The organism is Solimonas marina (assembly GCF_012241385.1).
Lineage (GTDB): Bacteria > Pseudomonadota > Gammaproteobacteria > Nevskiales > Nevskiaceae > Solimonas > Solimonas marina.
In genome coordinates, this window is the sequence record NZ_JAAVXB010000005.1 from 240,895 (window position 1) to 263,384 (window position 22,490).

Genomic DNA, 22,490 nt, shown 5'->3' on the forward strand with positions numbered 1-22,490 from the left:
GTGGGCGCATGAGCGCGACCGGCGACCGCTGGGGCATTCCCGAAACGCGTTTCGGCGTCGACAACTGGCTGTGCGGCGCGATCGCGACGCTGCTGCTGTGGGGTTTGATCATGGTGGCGTCGGCATCGGTCGCGCAGGCGACCAAGCTGACCGGCGATCCGTTCTACTTTTTCTATCGCCAGCTGCTGTTCATGGCGGTCGGCGGCGCCGGGGGCTTCGCGCTGTACTGCGTGCCGATGCGGCAATGGCAGCGCAGCAGCAACTGGTTGCTGCTGTTTGCGGTGGCGCTGCTGGCGTTGGTGCTGATTCCTGGGATCGGCGTCAAGGTCAACGGCGCGCGGCGCTGGATCGACGTCGGCCTGTTCCGCCTGCAGGCGTCGGAGCCGGTGCGTCTGGCGCTGATCATCTGGATCTCGGCCTATATCACGCGTCGCCAGGTGCAGTTGCAGAGCAGCCTGAAGGGCTTGGCGATGCCGATCATCGCGATTCTGTTTCCGTGCTTTTTGCTGCTGTGCGAGCCGGACTTCGGCGCCACCGCGATCCTGCTCGGCGTCGTGTTCCTGATGCTGTTCCTCGGCGGTGCGCGCGTGCACTACTACGCGATGATCGTCGGCGTTGCCGGTGCCGGTCTTGCCTTGATCGCGGTCGCCGCGCCGTATCGCCTGCAGCGCATGCTGAATTTCATGAATCCGTGGGCCGACGTCGAGAACGCCGGCTGGCAGCTCGCGCAGTCGCTGATCGCCGTCGGCCGCGGCGAATGGACCGGCGTCGGTCTCGGCAACAGCGTGCAGAAGTTGCTGTACCTGCCGGAAATGCACACCGACTTCATCTTCGCGATCCTCGCCGAGGAATTCGGCCTGCTCGGCATCGCCATCCTGCTGAGTCTGTTCGGCATCGTCGTCTGGCGCGGCTTCGCGATCGCGCGCGCCGCCGAGCTCGATGGTCGCCGCTTCTCCGCGTACCTGTGTTACGGCCTGTCCGGCTGGATCGGCCTGCAGGCGCTGATCAACATGGCCGTCAACATGGGCCTGCTGCCGACCAAGGGCCTGACGCTGCCGATGATCAGCTCCGGCGGTTCGTCGCTGATGACGGTCTGTGCGCTGATCGGTCTGATCCTTCGCGTCGACTACGAGAACCGCGCCGCTGCCGGTGGCGTCGTCTCGACCGAGAACGGTGCCCGCGAGCGGCCCTTGCGTACCGATGGTGCGCGTGCCCAGGGGGTGCGCTCATGAAGTTCGTCGTGATGGCGGGCGGCACCGGTGGTCACGTTTACCCGGCGCTTGCGGTCGCCCAGGAATTGCGCGCACGTGGCCATGAAATCTCGTGGATGGGGGCGCCCGACAGCTTCGAGGCGCGCGTCGTGCCGCAGCACGGCTTCGCGATCGACTTCATCCGGGTCTCCGGCTTGCGAGGCAAGGGCGTGCTCAAGTTGCTGAAGGCGCCGCTGCTGATCGCCCGTGCCGTACGCGAGGCGCTGGCGATTCTGCGTGCACGTCAGCCGGCGGCGGTGATCGGCTTCGGCGGATTCGCGGCCGGTCCCGGCGGGCTTGCGGCCTGGCTCGGTGGGCGGCCGCTGGTGGTGCACGAGCAGAACGCGGCTGCGGGCATGACCAACCGTTTCCTCGCGCGCATCGCGCGGGTCGTGCTGCAGGCGTTCCCGAACACGTTCGCGGGTGCCGAGACGGTCGGCAATCCAGTGCGTGCCGGCTTTGTCGAACTGCCGCCGCCGGCGCAGCGGCTCGCGCATGATGCGCCGGCGCGGCTGCTGGTGATCGGCGGCTCGCAGGGCGCACGGGCGCTCAACGAATTCGTGCCGAAAGCGCTGGCGCTACTGGCGCCGGAGTGCCGGCCGCAGGTGCGGCACCAGGCCGGGCGCACGCTCGATATCGCGCAGCAGGCGTATCGCCAGGCCGGTGTCGAAGGTGAGGTCACGGCCTTCATCGACGACATGCCGGCGGCGTTCGGCTGGGCCGATCTGGTCGTCTGTCGCGCCGGCGCGTCGACGGTTGCCGAAGTCAGCGCAGCGGGCTGTGCGACCGTCCTCGTGCCGTTCCCGTTCGCGGTCGACGACCACCAGACGAGCAATGCCGCCTACCTGGTCGATGCCGGCGCCGCGGTGCTGCGTCAGGAACGCGATCTCGATGCCGCCGGTCTGGCGACGCTGATCGATGAACTGCTGTCCGATCGCGCGCGTCTGCGACAGATGGCCGACGCGGCGCGGACGCAGGCGTGGACCGACGCGACGGCGACCATCGCCAATGCCTGCCTGCGTGCAGCGGGAGCGACGGCATGAGCATGCGACACGGTGTTTTGCGCGCAGCGCAAACGGGTGCGGGAGCATGCTCTCTCGTGCGAGCGGCCGCGCTCGCAGTCAGCGTGAGGGTGGGCGCATGAGCGCGACGATGCCGAATCCGACGCTGGCGATGCGCCGCGTGCGCCGCATCCACATGCTGGGCATCGGCGGTTCCGGTATGGCCGGCATCGCCGAGGTGCTGCTCAATCTCGGCTACGAGGTCAGCGGCACCGATCTCAAGGACAGTGCGGCGACGCGGCGCTTGCGCGAGCTTGGCGCGACGATCTACATCGGGCATGCCGAACAAAACGCGCACGGTGCCGATGCGATTGTCGTGTCGACGGCGGTCAAGGCCAGCAACCCGGAAGTCGTCTACGCGCATGCGCAGCGTATTCCGGTGGTGCGCCGCGCCGAGATGCTCGCCGAGCTGATGCGCTTCCGCTACGGCATCGCCATCGCCGGTACACACGGCAAGACCACAACCACCAGTCTGGTCGCCAGCGTGCTCGCCGAGGGCGGGCTCGATCCGACCTATGTGATCGGCGGCAAGCTGAAGTCGGCCGACAGCAATGCGCGGCTCGGCGAAGGGCACTATCTGGTCGCAGAAGCCGACGAGAGCGACGCGTCGTTCCTGCACTTGTCGCCGATGATGGCGGCGGTCACCAACATCGACGCCGACCATCTCGAGACCTACGCGCACGACTTCAAGAAGCTGCGCGCGGCGTTCATCGAATTCCTGCATCGCCTGCCGTTCTACGGCCTGGCGGTGATGTGCATCGACGATCCCGTCGTGCGCGAGCTGATCAACGACGTCGGCCGGCCGGTCGTCACCTATGGCTTTGCCGATGACGCTGATCTGCGTGCCTGTGACGTGCGGCCCGAGGGCAGCGGCGCGCACTTCGTCGTGTGCTTGGCCGACGGCACGCGCGAGCCCTTTCATCTGAATCTGCCGGGTCGGCACAACGTGCAGAACGCGCTCGTCGCCATCGCGATCGGTCGCGAGCTGGGGGTGTCGTTCGATGCGATGCGCCGTGCGTTGTCGAGCTTCGGCGGCGTCGGCCGGCGCTGCGAGCCGCATGGCGTGCTGAAACTGCCGCAGGGCGCAGTGACGCTGGTCGACGATTACGGCCATCACCCGCGCGAGATCGCCGCGACCTTCCAGGCGATGCGCGCGGCGTTTCCCGACAAGCGTCTGGTCGTCGCATTCCAGCCGCATCGCTATTCGCGGACGCGCGATCTGTTCGAGGACTTCACGGCGATCCTCGCCGAAGCCGACGCACTGTTGCTGGCCGAGGTCTATGCCGCCGGCGAGTCGCCGATCGAGGGTGCCGACGGTCGTGCGTTGACGCGGGCGATTCGTGCGCGCGGACAGGTCGAGCCGGTGTTCGTCACCAGCGTCGCCGAACTGCCGGACGCGCTGGCGCACGTACTGCGCGATGGCGACCTGCTGTTGACGATGGGCGCCGGCGACATCGGTGGCCTGCCGGCGCAGCTGGTGCAGCTCTATGGCGGAGGTGCGGCATGAGCGCCAGCGTCGAGCGGCAGCACGAGCCGATGGCACGGCACACGTCGTGGCGCGTCGGCGGGCCAGCCGACCGCTACTTCGAACCGGCGTCACGCGAGGCGCTGGCCGATTTCGTCCGCGGCCTGCCGGCGCACGAGCCCATCCTCTGGATCGGCCTCGGCAGCAATCTGCTGGTGCGCGACGGCGGCGTGCGCGGCACGGTCATCGGCCTGCACGGCGCGCTCGACGCGCTCAGTGCCGAAGACGCGAGCGTCACCGCCGAGGCCGGCGTGCATTGCGCGCGGCTCGCCAAGTTCGCAACCGGTCGCCGCCTGGCCGGTGCCGGTTTCTTCGGCGGCATTCCGGGCACGGTCGGCGGCGCGCTGGCGATGAACGCCGGTGCGCACGGCGGTGAAACCTGGAACGTCGTCGATGCCGTCGAAGTCATGCGTCGCGACGGCAGCACGGCATGGCTGCCGAAGTCGGCGTTTCGCTATGGCTACCGCCACGTCGAAGTGCCGGCCGATGTGGTCGGCTTCATTGCCGCGCGCTTCACGTTCGCCGTTGACGAAGACGGCACGGCCGAGGCCGACATGAAGGCCTGGCTGGCGCGGCGCAAGGCGACGCAGCCGGTGGGGCGGCCAACTGCTGGCAGCACCTTCCGCAATCCGCCGGGCGATCACGCCGCGCGACTGATCGAGGCTTGCGGCCTCAAGGGCCATCGCATCGGCGGTGCCGAGGTGTCGACGCTGCACGCCAACTTCATCGTCACCGACGAGACTGCGCGCGCCGCGGATGTCGAGCAACTGATTGCGCATATTCGCGCGACCGTGCGTACGCACACGGGTATCGAGCTCGAACCCGAAGTGCGGGTGGTGGGGGACGCGTCATGACGCGGACCACCAACGCCAAGGATTTCGGCCGTGTCGCCGTGCTCGCCGGTGGTTGGTCCTCCGAGCGCCAGGTCGCGCTGTGGAGCGGCGAGGGTATTCAGGCCGCGCTCGTGTCCAAGGGCGTTGATGCGACGCTGATCGATGCCACGCCCGAGATCGTGTTGAGTCTCGGCAAGCAGGGCTTCGATCGCGTCTTCAATATTCTGCACGGCACCGGCGGCGAAGACGGCACGGTGCAGGCGGCGCTGGAGCTGCAGGGTATTCCGTATACCGGCAGCGGGGTGCTGGCGTCGGCGCTGGCGATGGACAAGCTGCGCACCAAGCGCTTGTGGAAGGCCGAAGGCCTGCCGACGCCGGAGTGGTTGTGGATCGAGTGTGAATCCGATCTGGATCTGGCGGCGCAGCGTTTCGGCTTTCCGCTGATTCTCAAGCCGTCCGAGGAAGGCTCCAGCGTCGGCGTGTCGAAGGTGAAGTCGGACGCCGAGCTGCGCAGCGCCTGGCGACTGGCGCGTGGCGACACCGAGCGCGTGGTGATGGCCGAGCGCTTCATCGGCGGCGGCTCCTACGGGCACGAATTCACTTGCGCGATCGTCGCCGGCGTCGCGCTGCCGACGATCCAGATCGTGCCGGACGGCGAGTTTTACGATTACAACGCCAAGTATCTGTCGGATCGCACGCGCTACCACTGCCCGAGCGGTTTGCCCGACGCGCTCGAAGCTGAGGCGCAGGCGATCTGTCTGCGTGCGTTCGAGATTCTCGGCGCCAGTGGCTGGGGTCGCGTCGACTTCATGCTCGACGCCGACAACCGGCCGTGGTTGATCGAGGCGAATCTGGTGCCGGGCATGACCTCGCACAGCCTGGTGCCGATGGCGGCCAAGGTGCGCGGCATCGATTACGCGTCGCTGTGCTGGCAGATCCTCGAAGGCACGCTGGCCGACGGCGCGGGGGGCGGCGGATGACCGCGATGACGATGACGGCCGACATGCTCGACGACTCGCCTTCCCCGATGCGCCGCTATCTGATGCTGGGCGCAGGCGCGGTGGTGCTGATTGCGTTGTTGGTGGCCGGTTGGGGGGCGATGACGGTCGGTACGCGCACGCCGGTCGAGCGGCTACAGATCGAAGGGCAGCTGCAGCGCTTGAAGACATCCGACATCGAAGCCGTGCTGCGACCGCTGATCGATCGGCAATTCGGCCAGCTTGATCTCGAGGCGGCCAAACAGGCCGTCGAAGCGCTGCCGTGGACGTCGCATGCCAGCGTCGAGCGGGTCTGGCCGGCGACCGTGCGGGTGCGGGTCTGGGAGCGCGTGCCGTTTGCGCGCTGGGGTGACAAGTCGCTGCTCGACACCGATTCGCGGCCGTTCACGCCGTCGGCCAGCGACATTCCCGACGGCTTGCCGCAGCTGTCCGGCCCCGACGGCAAGGAGGCAGAAGTCGCCGACATGTTCCGCGTGCTGCGCGAAAAGCTCGCGAACTCGTCATTCGCGTTGCAGAGCCTGACGCAAGACGCGCGCGGTGAATGGGCGGCGACAACGGTGGACGGCATCGGCCTGCACTTCGGGCGCACGGATCCGACCACCAAGATCGACACGCTGCTCGGCCCCGCCGAGCGTGCACTGAAGAACCGGATGAACGAAGTGAACTACGTAGACCTGCGCTATACGAATGGATTTGCGGTGGGTTGGAAGGATCCGGCTGCCGCCAAGAAAGCCAAGGAGGGCCGCTGATATGGCGCGTCGAGAAGAACGCAACCTGCTGGTCGGCATCGACATCGGCACGTCGAAGTGCATTGCCGTGGTCGGCCAGTTGATGCCGGAAGGCCACATCGAGATCGTCGGTTTCGGCGAGAGCGCATCGCGCGGCATGAACCGCGGCGATGTCGTCAACATCGAGCAGACCACACAAGCAATCAAGCGTGCGGTCGAGAATGCCGAGCACATGGCCAACTGCCGCGCGCAGTCGGTGTATGTCGGCATCTCCGGCACGCATATCCGCAGCCTCAACTCGACCGGCGTCGCGCCGGTGCGGGCCGGCAGCGTCTCCGAGCGTGACGTCGACAACGTCATGGACGCCGCCCGCGCGATCGCGATTCCGGCCGACCAGAAGATCCTGCACGTGATTCCGCAGGAATTCGTCGTCGACGGCCGCGAAGGCATCCACGATCCGATCGGCATGCATGGGGTGCGCCTCGAAGCCAAGGTGCACATCGTCACCGGCTCGATCTCGGCCGCGCAGAACATTCACAAGTGCGTCGAGGGCTGTGGCCTGAAGGTCGACAAGCTGATCCTCCAGCACCTGGCGTCGAGCTACGCGACGCTGCTGCCGGATGAGCGCGATCTGGGCGTGTGCATGATCGACATCGGCGGCGGTACCTCGGACATCGCCATCTTCAAGGGCGGCACGATCCGCCATACCGCGGTGCTGCCGATCGCCGGCAACCAGGTCACCAACGACATCAGCGTCGCGTTCCGCACGCCGGCACCGTATGCCGAAGAACTGAAGGTGCATTACGGCGTGGCGCTGCCGCAGTTCGCGGCCGCGCACGAGGAGATCGAGGTCAAGGGCGTCGGCGACGCGCCATCACGACGCTTGTCGCGACTGACGCTGTCGGAAGTGATCAAGCCGCGCTACGAGGAGCTGTTCCACTTCATTCGGCGCGAACTACATCGCTCCGATTGGTACGAGCTGATTGCCGGCGGCGTGGTCTTGACCGGTGGCTCGTCGCAGATGCCGGGCGTCGTCGAGCTGGCCGAGCAGGTCTTCGATCTGCCGGTGCGGCTCGGGCTGCCGCACGAGGTACAGGGCCTCAAGGACGTGGTGCGCAATCCGGCCTGCGCGACGGCGGTGGGCCTGCTGATGTACGGCCGCCAGAACCAGCCGCCGGCGCCGGTGTTGCCGACCCACGGCATGGGTCAGTGGCTACAGCGCGTCAACGAATGGATCAAGGGCAATTTCTGATTTCTCGATTGTTTTTTTCAATCAAATTTTGAGTTTTAAGTGTTGACATCGGCACAGTGATTTAATATTTTATTTGTGCAGAATTGTTTTAATAAAAAAACAGCCGAGTCAGCATTTCGCACGGTGAGCGCGGCGGTGTACGCGCATCAGGTGAACACGGACGAGCGCCTCTAGGCGCGGGAGCAAGGACATGAGCGGACAGACACGGGAAATTTTTGAATTGACAGACGGACAGCGGCGACGCGCGGTGATTCGCGTGATCGGCGTTGGCGGCGGCGGCTGCAACACCGTCAACCAGATGGCGCAGGCCAGCATCGACGGCGTCGACTTCATCTGCGCCAATACCGATCGCGACCACCTCGAGCGGTGCGTGCCGACCAATCAGGTCCAGCTGGGCCTGGAAATCACGCGCGGCCTCGGTGCCGGCTCGAATCCGGAGGTTGGCCGTCAGGCCGCCGAGGAAGATCGCGACCGCATCCGCGAGATGATCGAAGGTACGGACCTGCTGTTCGTGACCGCCGGCATGGGCGGCGGCACGGGCACGGGTGCGGCGCCGGTCATCGCCGAAGTGGCCAAGGAACTCGGCATTTTGACGATTGCGGTCGTCACCAAGCCGTTCGCGCATGAAGGCAAGAAGCGCATGGCGGTGGCCCAGCGCGGTATCGACGAGCTGCGCCAGTACACCGACTCGCTGATCCTGATTCCGAACGAGAAGCTGTCGCTGGTGTTGGGCAAGAAGGTCACGCTGCTGAATTGCTTCAAGGCCGCCAACGACGTGCTGCAGAATGCGGTGCAGGGCATCTCCGACCTGATCACCCGCCCGGGCCTGATCAACGTCGACTTCGCCGACGTCAAGACGGTGATGTCGAACCGCGGTATGTCGATGATGGGTATCGGCATGGCCAGCGGTGAAGATCGCGCCGAGCGTGCGGTCGAGATGGCGCTGTCGAGCCCGCTGCTCGACGATATCGAACTGCACGGCGCGCAGGGCCTGCTCGTCAACGTCACGTGCGACGAGAGCCTGTCGCTCGAGGAATACGAGTACATCAGCGCCCGCGTCAGCGAGATCGCGTCCGACGAGGCCGACGCCAAGATCGGTATGTCGATCAACCCGAACCTCAACGGCGAGCTGCGCGTGACCGTGGTGGCCACCGGCCTGGCCGGCTCCCAGGCGGCGCAGGTGATCCCGCAGATGCCGCAGATGGCCTCGCACGCGCCGGCCAATCCGCGCGTGGCGCAGTTCATCCGCCCGGCCGAGCCGGCGTATGCCCAGCCGCAGCATCAGCCGCAGCAGGGCTATGGCCATCCGTCGATGCCGACGCTCGGTTCGCCGAATCTCGACATTCCGACCGTACAGCGTCAGCAGGCGCGCAAGGTCGCAGCGGCGGGCGGCAGCGCGTTTCCGGTCGGCCTCGATGAGGACATCATCAACATTCCGGCTTTCCTGCGGAATCAGGCGGACTGACCCACTACGCTGTGACGGCCACGCTGCCCTGAAACGGGGCGGCGCGGCCGGGAACCCGTGGTAACATTTCCGTGTCCAATGGCGCGGCAGCTCTCGGGCGCCGCGCCTTTTTTATTTCGGTATTTCAGTTTCAGGGATTCGGTTACTGGCAGGCTTACGGGATGGTCCGTCAACGCACACTCAAGAAGGCGATTCGCGCGAGCGGGATCGGCCTGCATTCGGGACGCAAGGTCTATATGGCCCTGCTGCCGGCTGGGCCGGATACCGGCATCGTCTTTCGTCGCACCGACCTGAATCCGGTTGTTGAAGTGCCGAGCAAGGCGCACATGCTGCGCGAGGCGGTCATGTGCAGCACGCTGGTTGACGATGCCGGCGTGAAGATCATGACGGTCGAGCATCTGATGTCGGCGCTGGCGGGGCTGGGTATCGACAACTGCGTGGTCGAGCTGTCGGCGCCGGAAATTCCGATCATGGACGGCAGCTCCGGCCCGTTCGTGTTCTTGATTCAATCGGCCGGCATCCACGAACAGGATGCGCCGAAGCGCTTTATGCGCATTCGCCAGCCGGTGCAGGTCCAGGACGGCGACAAGTGGGCGCGCTTCGAGCCGTACGAAGGCTACCGGCTAGCCTTCAACATCGACTTCAAGCACCCGGTATTCAAGAATTCCGGACAGGATGCGATCGTCGACTTCTCGACGGCGAGCTACGTCAAGGAAGTCTCGCGGGCGCGCACCTTCGGCTTCATGCGCGAGCTCGACGTGTTGCGCGCCAACAATCTGGGGCTGGGCGCCAGCCTCGATAATGTCGTGGCGCTCGACGACTTTCGCGTCGTCAATCACGAGGGGCTGCGCTACGACGATGAGTTCGTGCGCCACAAGATTCTCGACGCGGTTGGCGATCTGTACCTGCTCGGGCACCCGGTGATTGGGGCTTACACCGCGTACAAGTCGGGCCACGCACTCAACAACAAGCTGGTTCGCGCCGTGCTTGACGACGCCGAGTCGTTCGAACTGGTGACGTTCGAGGATCAGGCGGCCAAGTCGCCGATCGCCTACGTCCGCGGTAGCGTGGCCGCCGCCGCCTGAGTTCGGCGGCGCCCCGTCGGGGCACGCCTGACGACCCGACCTTTCGGTCCGTTAATTGCTACCGCTGGGGCACTAGGGGTTCCTGCGGGTTGCTCTAGTGTGGTGCACGCCATACACTCGGGTCAGACCACCAGCGGGGGGCGCACCTTGGTTTCAATACGGGTGCAGGATAGCCGGTAGTGGTCGTTCAGCCAGTGCAGAAGATCTTTGCTGCGATGTCGCAGCGGAATCAGTGCTGCTGCTGAAGCCGAATACACGACGACTGTCTGCCGCCGCACGTTGGCGACACGCAGGTGGCGTACCCAAGGTTCGGCACACCACGACGGTAGCGCGCGATTGATATCGGCGAGTTGCCGGACCTGCGGCAACCACGACATGCCGGTTTTGGCCGGCATCAGATCCAGATATTGCTTGACGGGCTGCGGATCAGGCACGAGGGACGCGTCGGTACGAGATGGACATCATTGTAGTCAGTCATGAGCGTGGCCGGACGTGGCGTTTTGCGCTCGGCCTGCGACACGTCACCATCTGGTTGCCTTTTGCCGTCATCGGCGTGCTTTTGCTCGCATCGAGTTATTTTGTCGGTTATTGGACGCGCGGCGGCTCCAGCGTGCTGCCGCCGCGGCTGGTGGCCAAGTGGGCCAAGGAAGTGGACCAGCAGCGCGCTGAGCTCGGCACCGCGCGCGAGGCCGCCGAAGAAAATGCCGCGGCGCTGTCGCGTCGTCTCGCCGAGTTGCAGGCGCAGGTCATGCGCCTTGATGCAGCGGGTCAGCGCCTGACCGAGATTGCCGGCCTCGATTCCGGCGAGTTCGATTTCAGCCAGCCGCCGCCGGTGGGCGGTCCGGAGCTGGCGACCTCGACGGCGACGCCGCTCGATCCGGTCATGCAGTCGCTTGATGCCTACGCCCGCCAGTTGTCGGATCGCGAGCGCCAGTTCCGTGTGCTCGAAGACCTGCTGGTCGCCAGCCGGTTGCAAAAGGAAGTGCGACCGACGGGCTGGCCGATCTCCAGCGGCTGGATCAGCTCGCTGTTCGGCACGCGCACCGATCCGTTCACCGGTCGCCTGGCGCGCCACGAAGGCATGGACTTCGCGGCCCCGATGGGTTCGGCGGTCAATGCCGTCGCCGCCGGCATGGTGACCTACGCCGGCCCGATGTCGGGCTACGGCAACCTCGTCGAGATCAACCATGGCAACGGCTACTCGACGCGCTACGGCCACAACAGCAAGGTCCTCGTGCACGTCGGCGATCGCGTCGAACGGGGACAGGCCATCGCGCGGATCGGCTCGACCGGTCGTTCGACGGGGCCGCATGTCCATTTCGAGGTCTTGTACAACGGCCAGCAGGTCGATCCGCAGCGCTATATCCAGGTCGCGCGCTGAAATCCGGTAGGGCGATCGGCGCCCACCGTGCTTGAAACATGGCCGTCAGCCCCAAGCAAGGCATAATACGCGCCATTCATTTTTGGTCGGCCGCCGGATTGCCGACCTTCCGCCCTCTGCGATCTTATGCTCAATAACGTTCTGGCCCGGGTTTTCGGGAGCCGAAATCAACGCATCCTGAAGAAGCTCGACCCGCTGATCGCGGCCGTCGGCGCGCTCGAATCCAAGTACGCGGCGATGGACGACGCGGAGCTGGCGCAACAGACCGTGCTGCTGCGCGAGCGTCTGAGCAAGGGCGAAACGCTCGACCGGATTCGTGCCGATGCCTTCGCCGTGGTTCGTGAGGCGGGCAAGCGCGTCATGGGCATGCGCCACTTCGATGTGCAGCTGGTCGGCGGCTCGGTGCTGCACGAGGGCAAGATCGCTGAAATGCGCACCGGCGAGGGCAAGACCCTGGTCGCAACCCTACCGGCCTATCTCAATGCGCTGGCCGGCAAGGGCGTGCACATCGTCACCGTCAACGACTACCTGGCGCGCCGCGACTCGGAGTGGATGGGCCGCATCTTCCGCTTCCTCGGCCTGACCACCGGTGTCATCGTCTCCGGCCAGTCGACCGCCGAGAAGCGCGAGGCCTACGCCTGCGACATCACCTACGCGACGAATAACGAGCTGGGCTTCGATTATCTGCGCGACAACATGGCGTTTGCGCTGACCGACAAGGTGCAGCGTGGCCACAATTACGCGATCGTCGACGAAGTCGACTCGATCCTGATCGACGAGGCACGTACGCCGCTGATCATCAGCGGTCCGACCGACGACGATCCGGAGTTGTACCGCAAGATCAATGCGCTGGTCGGTCCTCTGGTGCCGCAGGAAGAGGAAGACGGCCCGGGCGATTTTTCGATCGACGAGAAGGGCAAGCAAGTCCACCTCACCGAGGATGGCCACGAGAAGGTCGAAGACCTGATGCGCGCCGCGCAACTGCTCGGCGACGAAGACAGCCTCTACGATGCCGCCAACATCATTCTGCTGCACCACCTCAATGCGCTGCTGCGCGCGCACCACCTGTACAAGCGTGACGTCGAATACATCGTCCGCGGTGGCCAGGTCGTCATCATCGACGAGTTCACCGGCCGCATGATGCCGGGCCGTCGCTGGTCCGACGGTCTGCACCAGGCGATCGAGGCCAAGGAAGGCGTCAAGATCCAGCAGGAAAACCAGACGCTGGCCAGCATCACCTTCCAGAACTACTTCCGCCTCTACGACAAGCTGTCCGGCATGACCGGTACGGCCGACACGGAGGCCTTCGAATTCCAGAGCATCTACGAACTCGAAGTGGTCGTCATTCCGACCAATCGTCCGGCGCAGCGCAAGGACCAGGGCGATCTGGTCTTCATGAACTCGCAGGACAAGTACAAGGCGGTGATGGAGGAAATCCGCGCCGCGCACGCCAAGCAGCAGCCGGTGCTGGTCGGTACTGCGAGCATCGAGACGTCCGAACTGCTGTCGTCGCTGCTGACGCAGAACAAGATTCCGCACGAGGTGCTGAACGCCAAGCAGCATGAGCGCGAGGCCGAGATCGTCGCTCAGGCCGGCAGCCCCGGCCAGGTGACGATCGCCACCAACATGGCCGGTCGCGGTACCGACATCGTGCTCGGCGGCAGCCTCGAGAACGAGCTGGCCAAGATCCCGCCCGAGGATACGGCGGCGATCGAAGCGGCCCGCGCCGCCTGGAAACAGCGCCACGATCTGGTGCTCGAGTCCGGCGGTCTTTATGTCATCGGCTCCGAGCGCCACGAATCACGTCGTATCGACAACCAGTTGCGCGGCCGTTCCGGCCGTCAGGGCGACCCGGGTGCGTCGCGCTTCTACCTGTCGCTCGACGACACGCTGATGCGCATCTTCACGCCGCCGCGCATGCGCGCGATGCTGCAGGGCCTTGGCATGCAGGAAGGCGAGGCCATCGAGCATCGCTGGGTCACACGCGCGATCGAGACCGCGCAGCGCAAGGTCGAAGCGCACAACTTCGACATTCGCAAGCAGCTGCTCGAATACGACAACGTCGCCAACGACCAGCGCAAGGCCGTTTACGAGCTGCGCGACCAGTTGATGGCGGCCGAGCGCGTCACCGACATGGTCGACACCGTGCGCCCGGACGTCGTCAACGCCGTGGTCGACGCGCACATTCCGCCGCAGTCGATCGAAGAACAGTGGGACGTGCCGGGGCTCGAGGAAGTATTCCGTCGCGACTTCACGCTGGAACTGCCGATCCGCCAGTGGCTCGACGAAGAGCGCGATCTCAACGAGAAGAGCCTGCGTGCACGCCTGCTCGACAAGGTCGCCGAAGCCTATGTGGCGAAGAAGGAGCAGGTTGGCGCGCCGGTGCTCGAGCACTTCGAGAAGGCCATCATGCTGCAGACGCTGGACAATCTGTGGCGCGAGCATCTGGCGGCGATGGACTACCTGCGCCAGGGCATTCATCTGCGCGGTTATGCGCAGAAGGATCCGAAGCAGGAGTACAAGCGCGAGGCCTTCAACATGTTCAACGACATGCTGGCGCGCTACAAGCACGACGTGACGACCATGCTGGCCCGCGTGCGCATCCAGACCGAAGCCGAAGTGCAGGAAGTCGAAGAGCAGCGCCGCCGTCAGGCCGAGCTGATCGAGCGGCGCATGCAGATGCAGCACGAGTCGATGCCGGCGCCGATGGCGGATGGCGCGCAGATCGAAGAAGCCGAAATGCCGCCGCCGGGCGCACCGCGCCGTTTCGCGCCGCCGGCCGAGGCCGAACGGCAGGCGCCCGTGACGCGCGATATGCCGAAGGTGGGGCGCAACGATCCTTGTCCGTGCGGTAGCGGCAAGAAGTTCAAGCATTGCCATGGCGCGCTGTCCTGAGCGTCTGCCATGCGTGGCCGCGACTGAATCGCGAGTCGCTGGCGCTGCAGGTTAAAGCGTTGGAAAATAAAAGAGGCGCCCGGTAGCCGGGCGCCTCTTTTATTGCGCTTCGGAATCTCCCATGGCCGTCAATCTTTCCGCTCCCATGAATCTGTTGCCGGTTGCCGGCCTGCGTCTCGGCGTGGCCGAGGCCGCAATCAAGAAGGCCGGGCGCAACGATCTGCTGGTGATCGAGCTGGCGGCCGGCAGCCGCGTCGCCGGTGTGTTCACGCAGAACGCCTTTGCCGCGGCACCGGTACAGTTGTGCCGTGAATATCTGAAGGCGACGACGTCGATTCGCGCGCTGCTGGTCAATGCCGGCAACGCCAATGCCGCGACCGGTGACGGCGGGCTCGCCGACGCGCGGGCGACGACCGCAGCGGTCGCCGCGGAGCTTGGCTGCGAAGCACAGCAGGTGCTGCCGTTCTCGACCGGCGTGATCGGTTTGCGCCTGCCGTTGCAGCGCATGCTGGCGGCGATCCCGAAGGCGGTTGCGGCCGCCTCGGCAGATGCGTGGACGCTGGCGGCCGCGACGATCATGACAACCGATACCGTCGCCAAGGGAGCCAGCCGGCGCGTCGCGACCTCGCAGGGCGAGGTGACGGTGACCGGCATCGCCAAGGGTGTCGGCATGATCGAGCCGCACATGGCGACGATGCTGGGCTTCATCGCGACCGATGCGCGCCTGACGCCGGCCGCGGTCGATGCGGCGCTGCGCTCGGCCGTTGACGTGTCGTTCAACTGCGTGACCGTCGACAGCGATACGTCGACCAATGACTCGTGTGTGCTGTGCGCGACGGCGCAAGTCGGTTCGCAGGACATCGACGTCGGCGACGCCGACTACGCCGCGGTGGCCGCAGCGATTCGCGACGTCTGCATCGAGCTTGCGCAGTCCATCGTCCGTGACGGCGAGGGGGCGACGCGCTTCATTACGATCGACGTCGGCGGCGCCATGTCGGTTGCCGAGGCGCGTCAGGTCGGCTATGCGATCGCCAACTCGCCATTGGTGAAGACGGCGATGTTCGCCGGCGACGCGAACTGGGGACGCATCGTCATGGCGATCGGCAAGGCTGGCGTGAGCGGGCTCGATCCGGCCAGTGTCGGTATCGCACTCGACGACGTGCAGCTGATCGTCGGGGGACAGCCGCATCCGGACTATCGTGAGGAGCGCGGTGCGGCGGTCGTCGCCAAACCGGAGTTCACGATCTCGGTAACGCTGGGCCGCGGCGCCGCGCAGGCGCGCTTGTGGACCTGCGATTTCAGCTATGAGTACGTCAAGATCAATGCCGAATACCGTACGTGAGGCGGGAGGCGGTAGGCGGGAGGCGCAGAGACCGCGCATCGCCGTCGCCGCCGGCGTTCTGATCCGCGCATCCGGCGAGGTGCTGATTGCGCAGCGTCCCGAGGGCAAGATCGCCGCTGGCCAGTGGGAATTTCCGGGCGGCAAGATCGAGCCGGGTGAATCGGCGCGTGATGCGCTGGTGCGTGAGTTGCACGAGGAACTCGGGGTCACGGTGCGCGAAGCGCGGCCGCTGATCAAGGTCGTCCACGAGTATCGCGAACGCACGGTCGAGCTCGATTGCTGGATCGGTACGGCCTGGGACGGCGAGCCGCAGGGCCGCGAGCAGCAGGCCTTTGCCTGGGTCACCCCGGAGCGGATCGAGGATTATCCGATTCTGGCCGCCGACGGACCGATTCTCACGGCGCTGCGACTGCCGTCGCATTACGTTTTCACGCCGCCGCATGCGGATCCCGATGCATTGATTGCGCGCCTCCCGGCGTTGCCACGTGGCGCGCTGCTGCGCTTGCGTCTGCCCGCACTCGGGGACGACGACTATGCCGCCTGCGTGCGAGCCATGCTGGCGCCGGCGCGGGGGCTCGGCCTGCGCGTGATCGTTGATCGCACCCCGCAGATGGCGGTGTCGCTGGGTGCCGATGGCTGGCATGCCACGGCGGCACAACTGCATGCCCTCGATGCGCGGCCGGCCTTGCCATGGTGTTTTGCATCGGCGCATGGCGCGGCCGAACTCGATCGTGCCCGCGCCTTGGGGTTCGATGCTGCTGTCCTCGGCACGGTGCGGCCGAGCGCGACGCATCCCGGTGGTGCGGCCCTGGGCTTCGATGCCGCGGCGCGCCTGACGCAGGCCGCCAATCTGCCGGTCTACTGGATCGGCGGTTTGCAACTCGATGATTTGCGCGATGTGCAGACCCAGTATGCGCAGGGCATGGCGGCCATTCGTGCGTACTGGCCGGACTGACGGATGGACCGCGCCGGAGTTGACCGCGGTGCGATTCAGCGCGTGCCGGACCCGTCGCCGTGTGGCGGCTCGTCGCTCGGAATCGCGAAGCTGCCGCTGAACCATTCGCCGAGGTCGAGCAGCTTGCAGCGCTCGGTGCAGAACGGCCGCCAAGGGTTGGTCTCGTCGAGGCGCACGGACTGACCGCATTGCGGGCAAGAGCCGATGCGGTAAGGGCGGGCCGATTCGTGGCTTTGTGAACTCACAGGTTGCAGCACTGCAGCTCGAACGGGATATCGATGCGCGCCTGCTGCGCGCGCGTATCCAGCTCGTGAATTTCCATGAAGCGCACCGTGAAGCGGTGGCGGCCGGCGCTGATTTCCGGATAGACCGACGGGCCAGCGGGGACGAAGACCCGCACCAGCAGGCACGGTCCGGCCGGCGTGTGCAGATAGATGCCATTGCGTGCCGTCAGCGGCTCGGCCGGCACGCTGCTGCGCAACAGCTTCAGGTACAGCTCAACCGCACGTTCAAAGGGGCGCAGCTCGGCGAACCAGGCATCGAGATCACGGTCGACGCGACTGCGCGGCTGCGACAGCCACCAGTGGTAGTGCGGCAGATCGAAGCCGCAAGTGCCGCCGGGTATCGTCGAGCGATTCAGAATACTGGTCAGAAAGTCGCTGCCGCGGAGCAGCGAATTGGCGAACTGCGTCGCCAGTTGCTGCAGCTCGTTGAGGACCTCGGTCAACTCCGCCAGCACCCCCTTGAGTCGCTCCTGATCGACGCTCGGTCGCTGCGCCAGCCGCGTCAAGTGGTGATATTGGTCGGTCAGTTCCTTGAGGATGTCGCTCTTCAGGTCCGAGCGCGAGATCACCACCAGCAGGTCGAGCAGCGCATCCAGCGTCGCACGCGCGCCGGCTTGCGAGTCGATCGCGCGATTGGCGCGGAATTGGCGGAACAGGAGTTCGAGCCGCAGAAAAGTACGCACCCGCTCGCTGAGCGGCTGCTCGAACACCAGCGCTGCTACGTCGACGTCACTCACGTGAATTCGAAACGGCTAAATTTTGATTGTGACGGAGTTGGCAGTTCGCGGCAAACGCAGACCTTGCGCTTTGACGTCGCCCGTGGCAGCGAGACGGCCGTAGAACGCGTGGAATTCGGCAACGGCCGCTTCGGTGGCGGCGACGCTATCGCCATTGAGCAGAACATCGTGCGCCGCGCCCAGCCGAGTTTCGCGGTCGGTCTGTGCGGACAGCATGCGCTTTGCCAGCGCTTCGTCGATGCCGTCGCGCTGAATCAGGCGCGCGATCTGCAACGACTCCGGGGCGTCGACCACCAGCACGCGGTCGACGAGGTCGTGCATCTTGGCCTCGACGAGAATGGCGACGCTGAGCATGCAGTACGGCGCGGTCTGCGCTGCCAGCCATTCGCGCATGCGGGCGCGGATGCGCGGGTGGGTGATGGCTTCCAACTGACGCAGCGCCCCGGCATCGCCGAATACCTTCTCGCGCAGGCGGCGGCGGTTCAGCTCGCCATTGTCGAGCAGAAATTCGGCGCCGAAGGTTTGCGCGATTTCGGCGAGCGCATCGGAGCCGGGCATGACGACATCGCGCGACACCTGATCGGCATCGAGCACCGGCACGCCGAGCGTCTCGAATGCGGCCTGGACCAGCGACTTGCCGCTGGCGATGCCGCCGGTCAGGCCGATGCGCATCGACGTCATCCGCTGATCGTCTGCAGATAGGCGTTGCTGATCTGTGCGCCGAACACCAAGGCGATCCAGCCAGCGGCCGCGAGGTAGGGGCCGAACGGCATCGGCACATTGCGACCCTGTCGGCGGGCCACGATGAGGCCGATGCCGACCACGGCGCCGACCACCGACGACAGCAGAATGATCATGGGTAGTGCCTGCCAGCCCAGCCACGCGCCCAGCGCGCCGAGGAGCTTGAAGTCGCCGTAGCCCATGCCTTCCTTGCCGGTCACGAGCTTGAACAGCCAGAACACCGCCCACAGCGTCAGATAGCCGGCCGCCGCGCCGATCACGGCGGCGCGCAGGTCAACGAAGACGTTACCCAGCGCCAGCAACAAGCCCAGCCACAGCAGCGGCAAGGTGAGGCTGTCCGGCAGCAGCTGCGTACGCAGGTCAATGACGGCCAAGGCCAGTAGCCCCCAGCTCAGCACCAGCGCCGCAGCCAACGGTGCGCCGTAGCCGAAGTGCCAGGCGCAGACGGCAGACAGCAGACCGCAGGTCGCTTCGACGACGGGGTACTGCACGGAAATCGGCGACTGGCAGCTCGCGCAGCGCCCGCGCAGCCACAGCCACCCGAGCACCGGCACGTTGTGCCAGGGCTTGATGGGCGCGCGGCACGACGGACAGCAGGAGGCTGGGCGGACCAGTGACACCGTTTCCTCGTCGACCGCCGGCAGCTCGAGGGCTTCTCGCGCCTCGCGCTTCCAGGCCTGCTCCATCATCTTCGGCAGACGCAGGATCACGACATTGAGAAAGCTGCCGACCAGCAGGCCGAGCACGGTCACGACGAAAACGAGCAGGGCCGGGCTGCTGCGCAGCCCTTCGAGAAAAGTCATGGACGCGCCTTAGATCGCCTGACCGAGCTTGAAGATCGGCAGATACATGGCGATGACCAGGCCGCCGACCAGAACGCCAAGCACCGACATGATCAGCGGCTCGAGCAGGCTCGATAGCGTATCGACCAGTGTGTCGACTTCCGCCTCATAGAAATCGGCGACCTTCGCGCACATGGCGTCGAGGGCGCCGGATTCCTCGCCGATCTGCACCATCTGCACGGCCATGTTCGGGAACAGATTGGCCTGCTGCATCGAGAAATTGAGCTGCTGGCCGGTCGCGACCTCGTCCTTCATCTTCAGGATCGACTCGGTGAAGACGATGTTGCCGGCGGCGCGGCCGACCGAGTCCATGGCTTCGACCAGCGGCACACCGGCCGCGAACATCGTCGACAGGGTGCGCGCGAAGCGCGCCACTGCCGACTTGTAGAGGATGTCACCGACCACCGGCACTTTCAGCAGCAGGCGGTCGAGCAGACGCCGGAAGTTTCGCGAGCGGCGCTTGGCTTCGAAGAACGCGAAGCCGATACCGCCGACCCCCAGCAGGATGACCCACCAATATTCCTGTACGAAGTTCGACAAGCCGATGACCATCAGCGTAAACGCTGGCAAGTCGGCGCCGAAGCCCTGGAACAGACTCTGGAATTGCGGCACGACGAAGTACAGCAGGATGCCGGTGACGATGAACGCAACGACGATGACCGCGGTCGGGTAGGTCAGCGCCTTCTTGACCTTCTTCTTGATCGCCTCGGTCTTTTCCTTGTACGTGGCGATCTTGTCGAGCAGAGCTTCGAGCGTGCCGGACTTTTCGCCGGCCTCGATCAGATTGACGACCAGATCGTCAAAATACAGCGGGTACTTGGCCAGGCTTTCGGAAAAAGAGGAGCCGCCCTCGATGTTCGATTTGATCGCCATGATCATTTCGCCGAGGCTGGGGTTCTCATGGCCGCGGCCGACAATCTCCAGCGACTGCACGAGCGGCACGCCGGCGGCGAGCATCGTCGCCATCTGCCGCAGGAAGATCGCGATGTCCGCGCTGGCGATCTTCTTCTTGCGCTTGCCGAACAACGCCGACTGCTTGCGCACGAAGATCGGGTTGATGCCGTCGCGACGCAGCTGCATGCGCACGAAATGCTCGCTGGGGCCGACGCGGTCGCCCTTGAGGCGGTTGCCCTTGCGATCCGTGCCTTCCCAGCGGAACGTGAATTCTTTGATTGCCGCGGCTTGCGCCATTGACCTCTTCCCCCAGTGACTGCGCCGGCGAGGATACCCCGTTTCGATCAGTCGCCGACCGTGCAGGCATTGGCCTGCGCCAGATCGATGACGCCATGCTTGACCTTGCGCAGCGCCGAAGCGCGTAGATCGGCGACGCCCTCACGGTCCGCCTGCTCGGCGAGCTCCAGCGCGCTGCCGCCTTCCATGATGATGCGGCCCATTTCCTCGGAGAACGGCATCACCTGGTAGATGCCGGTGCGCCCTTTGTAGCCGCTGTTGTCGCACTGGTCGCAGCCGGCGGCTTCGAAGATCTGGAAGTCCGGCCCGTCGATGTCGGCGTCGCTGAAGCCCTGGCGCAGCAGCTCGGGCCGCGGGATTTCCGCCTCGCGCTTGCAGTTCGAGCACAGCTTGCGGGCCAGGCGCTGGGCGATGATCAGCGACAGCGTCGAGGCGATGTTGTAGGCCGGCACGCCCATGTTCATCAGGCGCACGACGGTCTGCGGCGCGTCGTTGGTATGCAGCGTCGACAACACGAGATGGCCGGTCTGCGCCGCCTTGATCGCGATCTCGGCGGTTTCCAGGTCACGAATTTCGCCGACCATGATGACGTCCGGATCCTGGCGCAAAAAGGCCTTCAGTGCCGCCGCGAAGGTCAGGCCGACACGCGGATTGACGTTGACCTGATTGATGCCCGGCAGATTGATTTCCGCCGGATCCTCGGCCGTCGAGATATTGATGTCGTCGGTATTGAGAATGTTCAGGCCGGTGTACAGCGACACCGTCTTGCCCGAGCCGGTCGGGCCGGTGACCAGCACCATGCCCTGCGGCTGCTGTAGCGACTTCATGTAGGCGTCTTTCTGCTCGGGTTCGTAGCCGAGCGCATCGATGCCGAGTTGCGCGCTCGACGGATCGAGAATACGGCAGCAGATCTTTTCGCCGAACAGCGTTGGACAGGTGCTGACGCGAAAATCGATGGCCTTGGTCTTGGAGATGTACAGCTTGATGCGACCGTCCTGCGGCACGCGTCGCTCGGCTAGGTCGAGGCGTGACATGACCTTGACGCGCGCCGCGAGACGGCCGGCCATGGCCTGCGGCGGCGTGGCGATGGTCTTGAGCTCGCCGTCCTTGCGGTAGCGGATGCGATAGGTCTTCTCGTACGGCTCGAAGTGCACGTCCGAGGCGCCGTCGTGGATCGCGTCGACCAGAATCTTGTTGACATAGCGGACGATCGGCGCGTCCTCGGCGTCGGCCTTGCTGACGTCGACGCCTTCGCTCGCGGCGTCGCCACCCTCGACCTCGAGCGATTCGAGATCGGCATCGCCAAGGTCCATGCGCTGCGCTTCGGACGCCTGGATCGCCTTGTCGATGGCCTTGGCGAGCTTGTCTTCCTCGACCAGCACCGCCTCGGTCATGTTGCCGGTAGCGAACTTGATCTCGTCCAGTGCCTGCAGATTGGTCGGGTCGGAAACCGCGACGAAGGTCTTCTTGCCGCGCTTGAACAGCGGCAGCGCGTGGACCTTGCGCAAGACCTTGTCGCTGACCTCGCTGGCGACGGCTGGGTCGACCTCGATCGCCGCCAGATCAATCAGTGGCGCGCCGAATTCGGCGCTGGCCACTTCGGCGATCTTGGTGGCGGCCAATGCCTTGCTGGCAACCAGCGCGGAGACGAACGGCACGCTCTCGCGGATCGCCCGCTGCTGCGCGTCACGCGCCTGGACGTCGCTGATCAGGCGATCGGCGACCAGGCGACGGGCGAGGCCACCGAGGAAGACAGGATTGGCAGGAGGTGCGGTGCCGATGGCCATGAATTGACGACGAAAATTGGGGCGACTGACGTCGAAGACAGCAATGTAGAAGGGTTGCCCGGACGGGGTCAATGCATGCCGCATGACGCACGACGAGCGGGCGGCCCTGGCCGTCGGCCGGGTTGGCTGTAGCGGCCT

The 22,490-nt window shown here is 65.6% G+C and carries 20 protein-coding genes; 13 read left to right on the top strand and 7 right to left on the bottom strand.

Annotated features, from left to right (window positions below; genetic code table 11):
• Positions 1 to 8: 8 nt before the first annotated feature.
• The 9 genes from ftsW to lpxC all read left to right on the top strand — a co-directional run bounded on the left by ftsW (position 9) and on the right by lpxC (position 10,197).
• Positions 9 to 1,232, top strand: a complete 1,224-nt coding sequence (gene ftsW, locus G7Y82_RS11415) for a putative lipid II flippase FtsW (protein ID WP_168148245.1) — start codon at positions 9 to 11, stop codon at positions 1,230 to 1,232.
• Positions 1,229 to 2,293 (top strand): undecaprenyldiphospho-muramoylpentapeptide beta-N-acetylglucosaminyltransferase, encoded by a 1,065-nt coding sequence (gene murG, locus G7Y82_RS11420; RefSeq protein WP_168148246.1) that lies wholly within the window; start codon positions 1,229 to 1,231, stop codon positions 2,291 to 2,293. The genes ftsW and murG overlap by 4 nt, the downstream gene beginning before the upstream one ends.
• A 97-nt stretch (positions 2,294 to 2,390) precedes the next feature.
• Complete coding sequence (gene murC, locus G7Y82_RS11425) at positions 2,391 to 3,818, top strand: UDP-N-acetylmuramate--L-alanine ligase (protein WP_168148247.1); 1,428 nt, start codon at positions 2,391 to 2,393, stop codon at positions 3,816 to 3,818.
• A complete protein-coding gene (murB, locus tag G7Y82_RS11430; protein ID WP_168148248.1) occupies positions 3,815 to 4,690 on the top strand; it encodes a UDP-N-acetylmuramate dehydrogenase in 876 nt (291 codons plus the stop codon). The genes murC and murB overlap by 4 nt, the downstream gene beginning before the upstream one ends.
• Positions 4,687 to 5,649, top strand: coding sequence for a D-alanine--D-alanine ligase (locus tag G7Y82_RS11435; RefSeq protein WP_168148249.1), 963 nt, complete (start codon positions 4,687 to 4,689; stop codon positions 5,647 to 5,649). The genes murB and G7Y82_RS11435 overlap by 4 nt, the downstream gene beginning before the upstream one ends.
• Before the next feature lie 5 nt (positions 5,650 to 5,654).
• Entirely contained in the window at positions 5,655 to 6,416 is a 762-nt protein-coding gene (locus tag G7Y82_RS11440; RefSeq protein WP_168148250.1) for a cell division protein FtsQ/DivIB, read from the top strand.
• A gap of 1 nt (position 6,417) precedes the next feature.
• A complete protein-coding gene (gene ftsA / locus G7Y82_RS11445) occupies positions 6,418 to 7,647 on the top strand; it encodes a cell division protein FtsA (protein WP_168148251.1) in 1,230 nt (409 codons plus the stop codon).
• Between the two features lie 190 nt (positions 7,648 to 7,837).
• Positions 7,838 to 9,112: a cell division protein FtsZ gene (gene ftsZ / locus G7Y82_RS11450; protein ID WP_168148252.1), complete on the top strand. Its 1,275-nt coding sequence runs from the start codon at positions 7,838 to 7,840 to the stop codon at positions 9,110 to 9,112.
• Positions 9,113 to 9,273: 161 nt separating this feature from the next.
• On the top strand, positions 9,274 to 10,197 hold the full coding sequence (lpxC, locus tag G7Y82_RS11455; protein WP_168148253.1) for a UDP-3-O-acyl-N-acetylglucosamine deacetylase: 924 nt from the start codon (positions 9,274 to 9,276) through the stop codon (positions 10,195 to 10,197).
• A gap of 122 nt (positions 10,198 to 10,319) precedes the next feature.
• Here lpxC and G7Y82_RS11460 read toward each other — a convergent pair whose 3' ends face one another.
• Positions 10,320 to 10,631 carry a DciA family protein gene (locus tag G7Y82_RS11460; RefSeq protein ID WP_168148254.1) on the bottom strand — a complete coding sequence of 104 codons (312 nt, stop codon included), beginning with the start codon at positions 10,629 to 10,631 and terminating at the stop codon, positions 10,320 to 10,322.
• A 20-nt stretch (positions 10,632 to 10,651) separates the two neighbouring features.
• On the opposite strand from G7Y82_RS11460, the gene G7Y82_RS11465 reads away from it, so the two are divergent.
• The 4 genes from G7Y82_RS11465 to G7Y82_RS11480 all read left to right on the top strand — a co-directional run bounded on the left by G7Y82_RS11465 (position 10,652) and on the right by G7Y82_RS11480 (position 16,770).
• Positions 10,652 to 11,578: a M23 family metallopeptidase gene (locus G7Y82_RS11465; RefSeq protein WP_168148255.1), complete on the top strand. Its 927-nt coding sequence runs from the start codon at positions 10,652 to 10,654 to the stop codon at positions 11,576 to 11,578.
• Positions 11,579 to 11,704: 126 nt separating this feature from the next.
• Complete coding sequence (gene secA, locus G7Y82_RS11470; protein ID WP_168148256.1) at positions 11,705 to 14,473, top strand: preprotein translocase subunit SecA; 2,769 nt, start codon at positions 11,705 to 11,707, stop codon at positions 14,471 to 14,473.
• A 121-nt stretch (positions 14,474 to 14,594) separates the two neighbouring features.
• On the top strand, positions 14,595 to 15,815 hold the full coding sequence (argJ, locus tag G7Y82_RS11475; protein WP_168148257.1) for a bifunctional glutamate N-acetyltransferase/amino-acid acetyltransferase ArgJ: 1,221 nt from the start codon (positions 14,595 to 14,597) through the stop codon (positions 15,813 to 15,815).
• Positions 15,796 to 16,770: a Nudix family hydrolase gene (locus G7Y82_RS11480; RefSeq protein WP_168148258.1), complete on the top strand. Its 975-nt coding sequence runs from the start codon at positions 15,796 to 15,798 to the stop codon at positions 16,768 to 16,770. Before argJ ends, G7Y82_RS11480 begins: the two co-directional genes overlap by 20 nt.
• A 35-nt stretch (positions 16,771 to 16,805) precedes the next feature.
• Here G7Y82_RS11480 and G7Y82_RS11485 read toward each other — a convergent pair whose 3' ends face one another.
• Genes G7Y82_RS11485 through pilB form a run of 6 tightly spaced genes read right to left on the bottom strand, consistent with a single transcriptional unit; the run spans position 16,806 to position 22,352 of the window.
• Positions 16,806 to 17,015, bottom strand: coding sequence for a DNA gyrase inhibitor YacG (locus tag G7Y82_RS11485; protein WP_366515655.1), 210 nt, complete (start codon positions 17,013 to 17,015; stop codon positions 16,806 to 16,808).
• Positions 17,012 to 17,791: a cell division protein ZapD gene (gene zapD, locus G7Y82_RS11490; protein ID WP_168148259.1), complete on the bottom strand. Its 780-nt coding sequence runs from the start codon at positions 17,789 to 17,791 to the stop codon at positions 17,012 to 17,014. The genes G7Y82_RS11485 and zapD overlap by 4 nt, the downstream gene beginning before the upstream one ends.
• A gap of 15 nt (positions 17,792 to 17,806) precedes the next feature.
• The gene (gene coaE / locus G7Y82_RS11495) at positions 17,807 to 18,472 is read right to left on the bottom strand and encodes a dephospho-CoA kinase (protein WP_168148260.1); all 666 of its coding nucleotides are present in this window, start codon (positions 18,470 to 18,472) and stop codon (positions 17,807 to 17,809) included.
• Positions 18,469 to 19,335: a prepilin peptidase gene (locus G7Y82_RS11500; RefSeq protein ID WP_168148261.1), complete on the bottom strand. Its 867-nt coding sequence runs from the start codon at positions 19,333 to 19,335 to the stop codon at positions 18,469 to 18,471. Before G7Y82_RS11500 ends, coaE begins: the two co-directional genes overlap by 4 nt.
• Positions 19,336 to 19,344: 9 nt before the next feature.
• Entirely contained in the window at positions 19,345 to 20,565 is a 1,221-nt protein-coding gene (locus G7Y82_RS11505) for a type II secretion system F family protein (RefSeq protein WP_168148262.1), read from the bottom strand.
• A gap of 47 nt (positions 20,566 to 20,612) precedes the next feature.
• The gene (gene pilB, locus G7Y82_RS11510) at positions 20,613 to 22,352 is read right to left on the bottom strand and encodes a type IV-A pilus assembly ATPase PilB (protein WP_168148263.1); all 1,740 of its coding nucleotides are present in this window, start codon (positions 22,350 to 22,352) and stop codon (positions 20,613 to 20,615) included.
• Between the last annotated feature and the right edge of the window lie 138 nt (positions 22,353 to 22,490).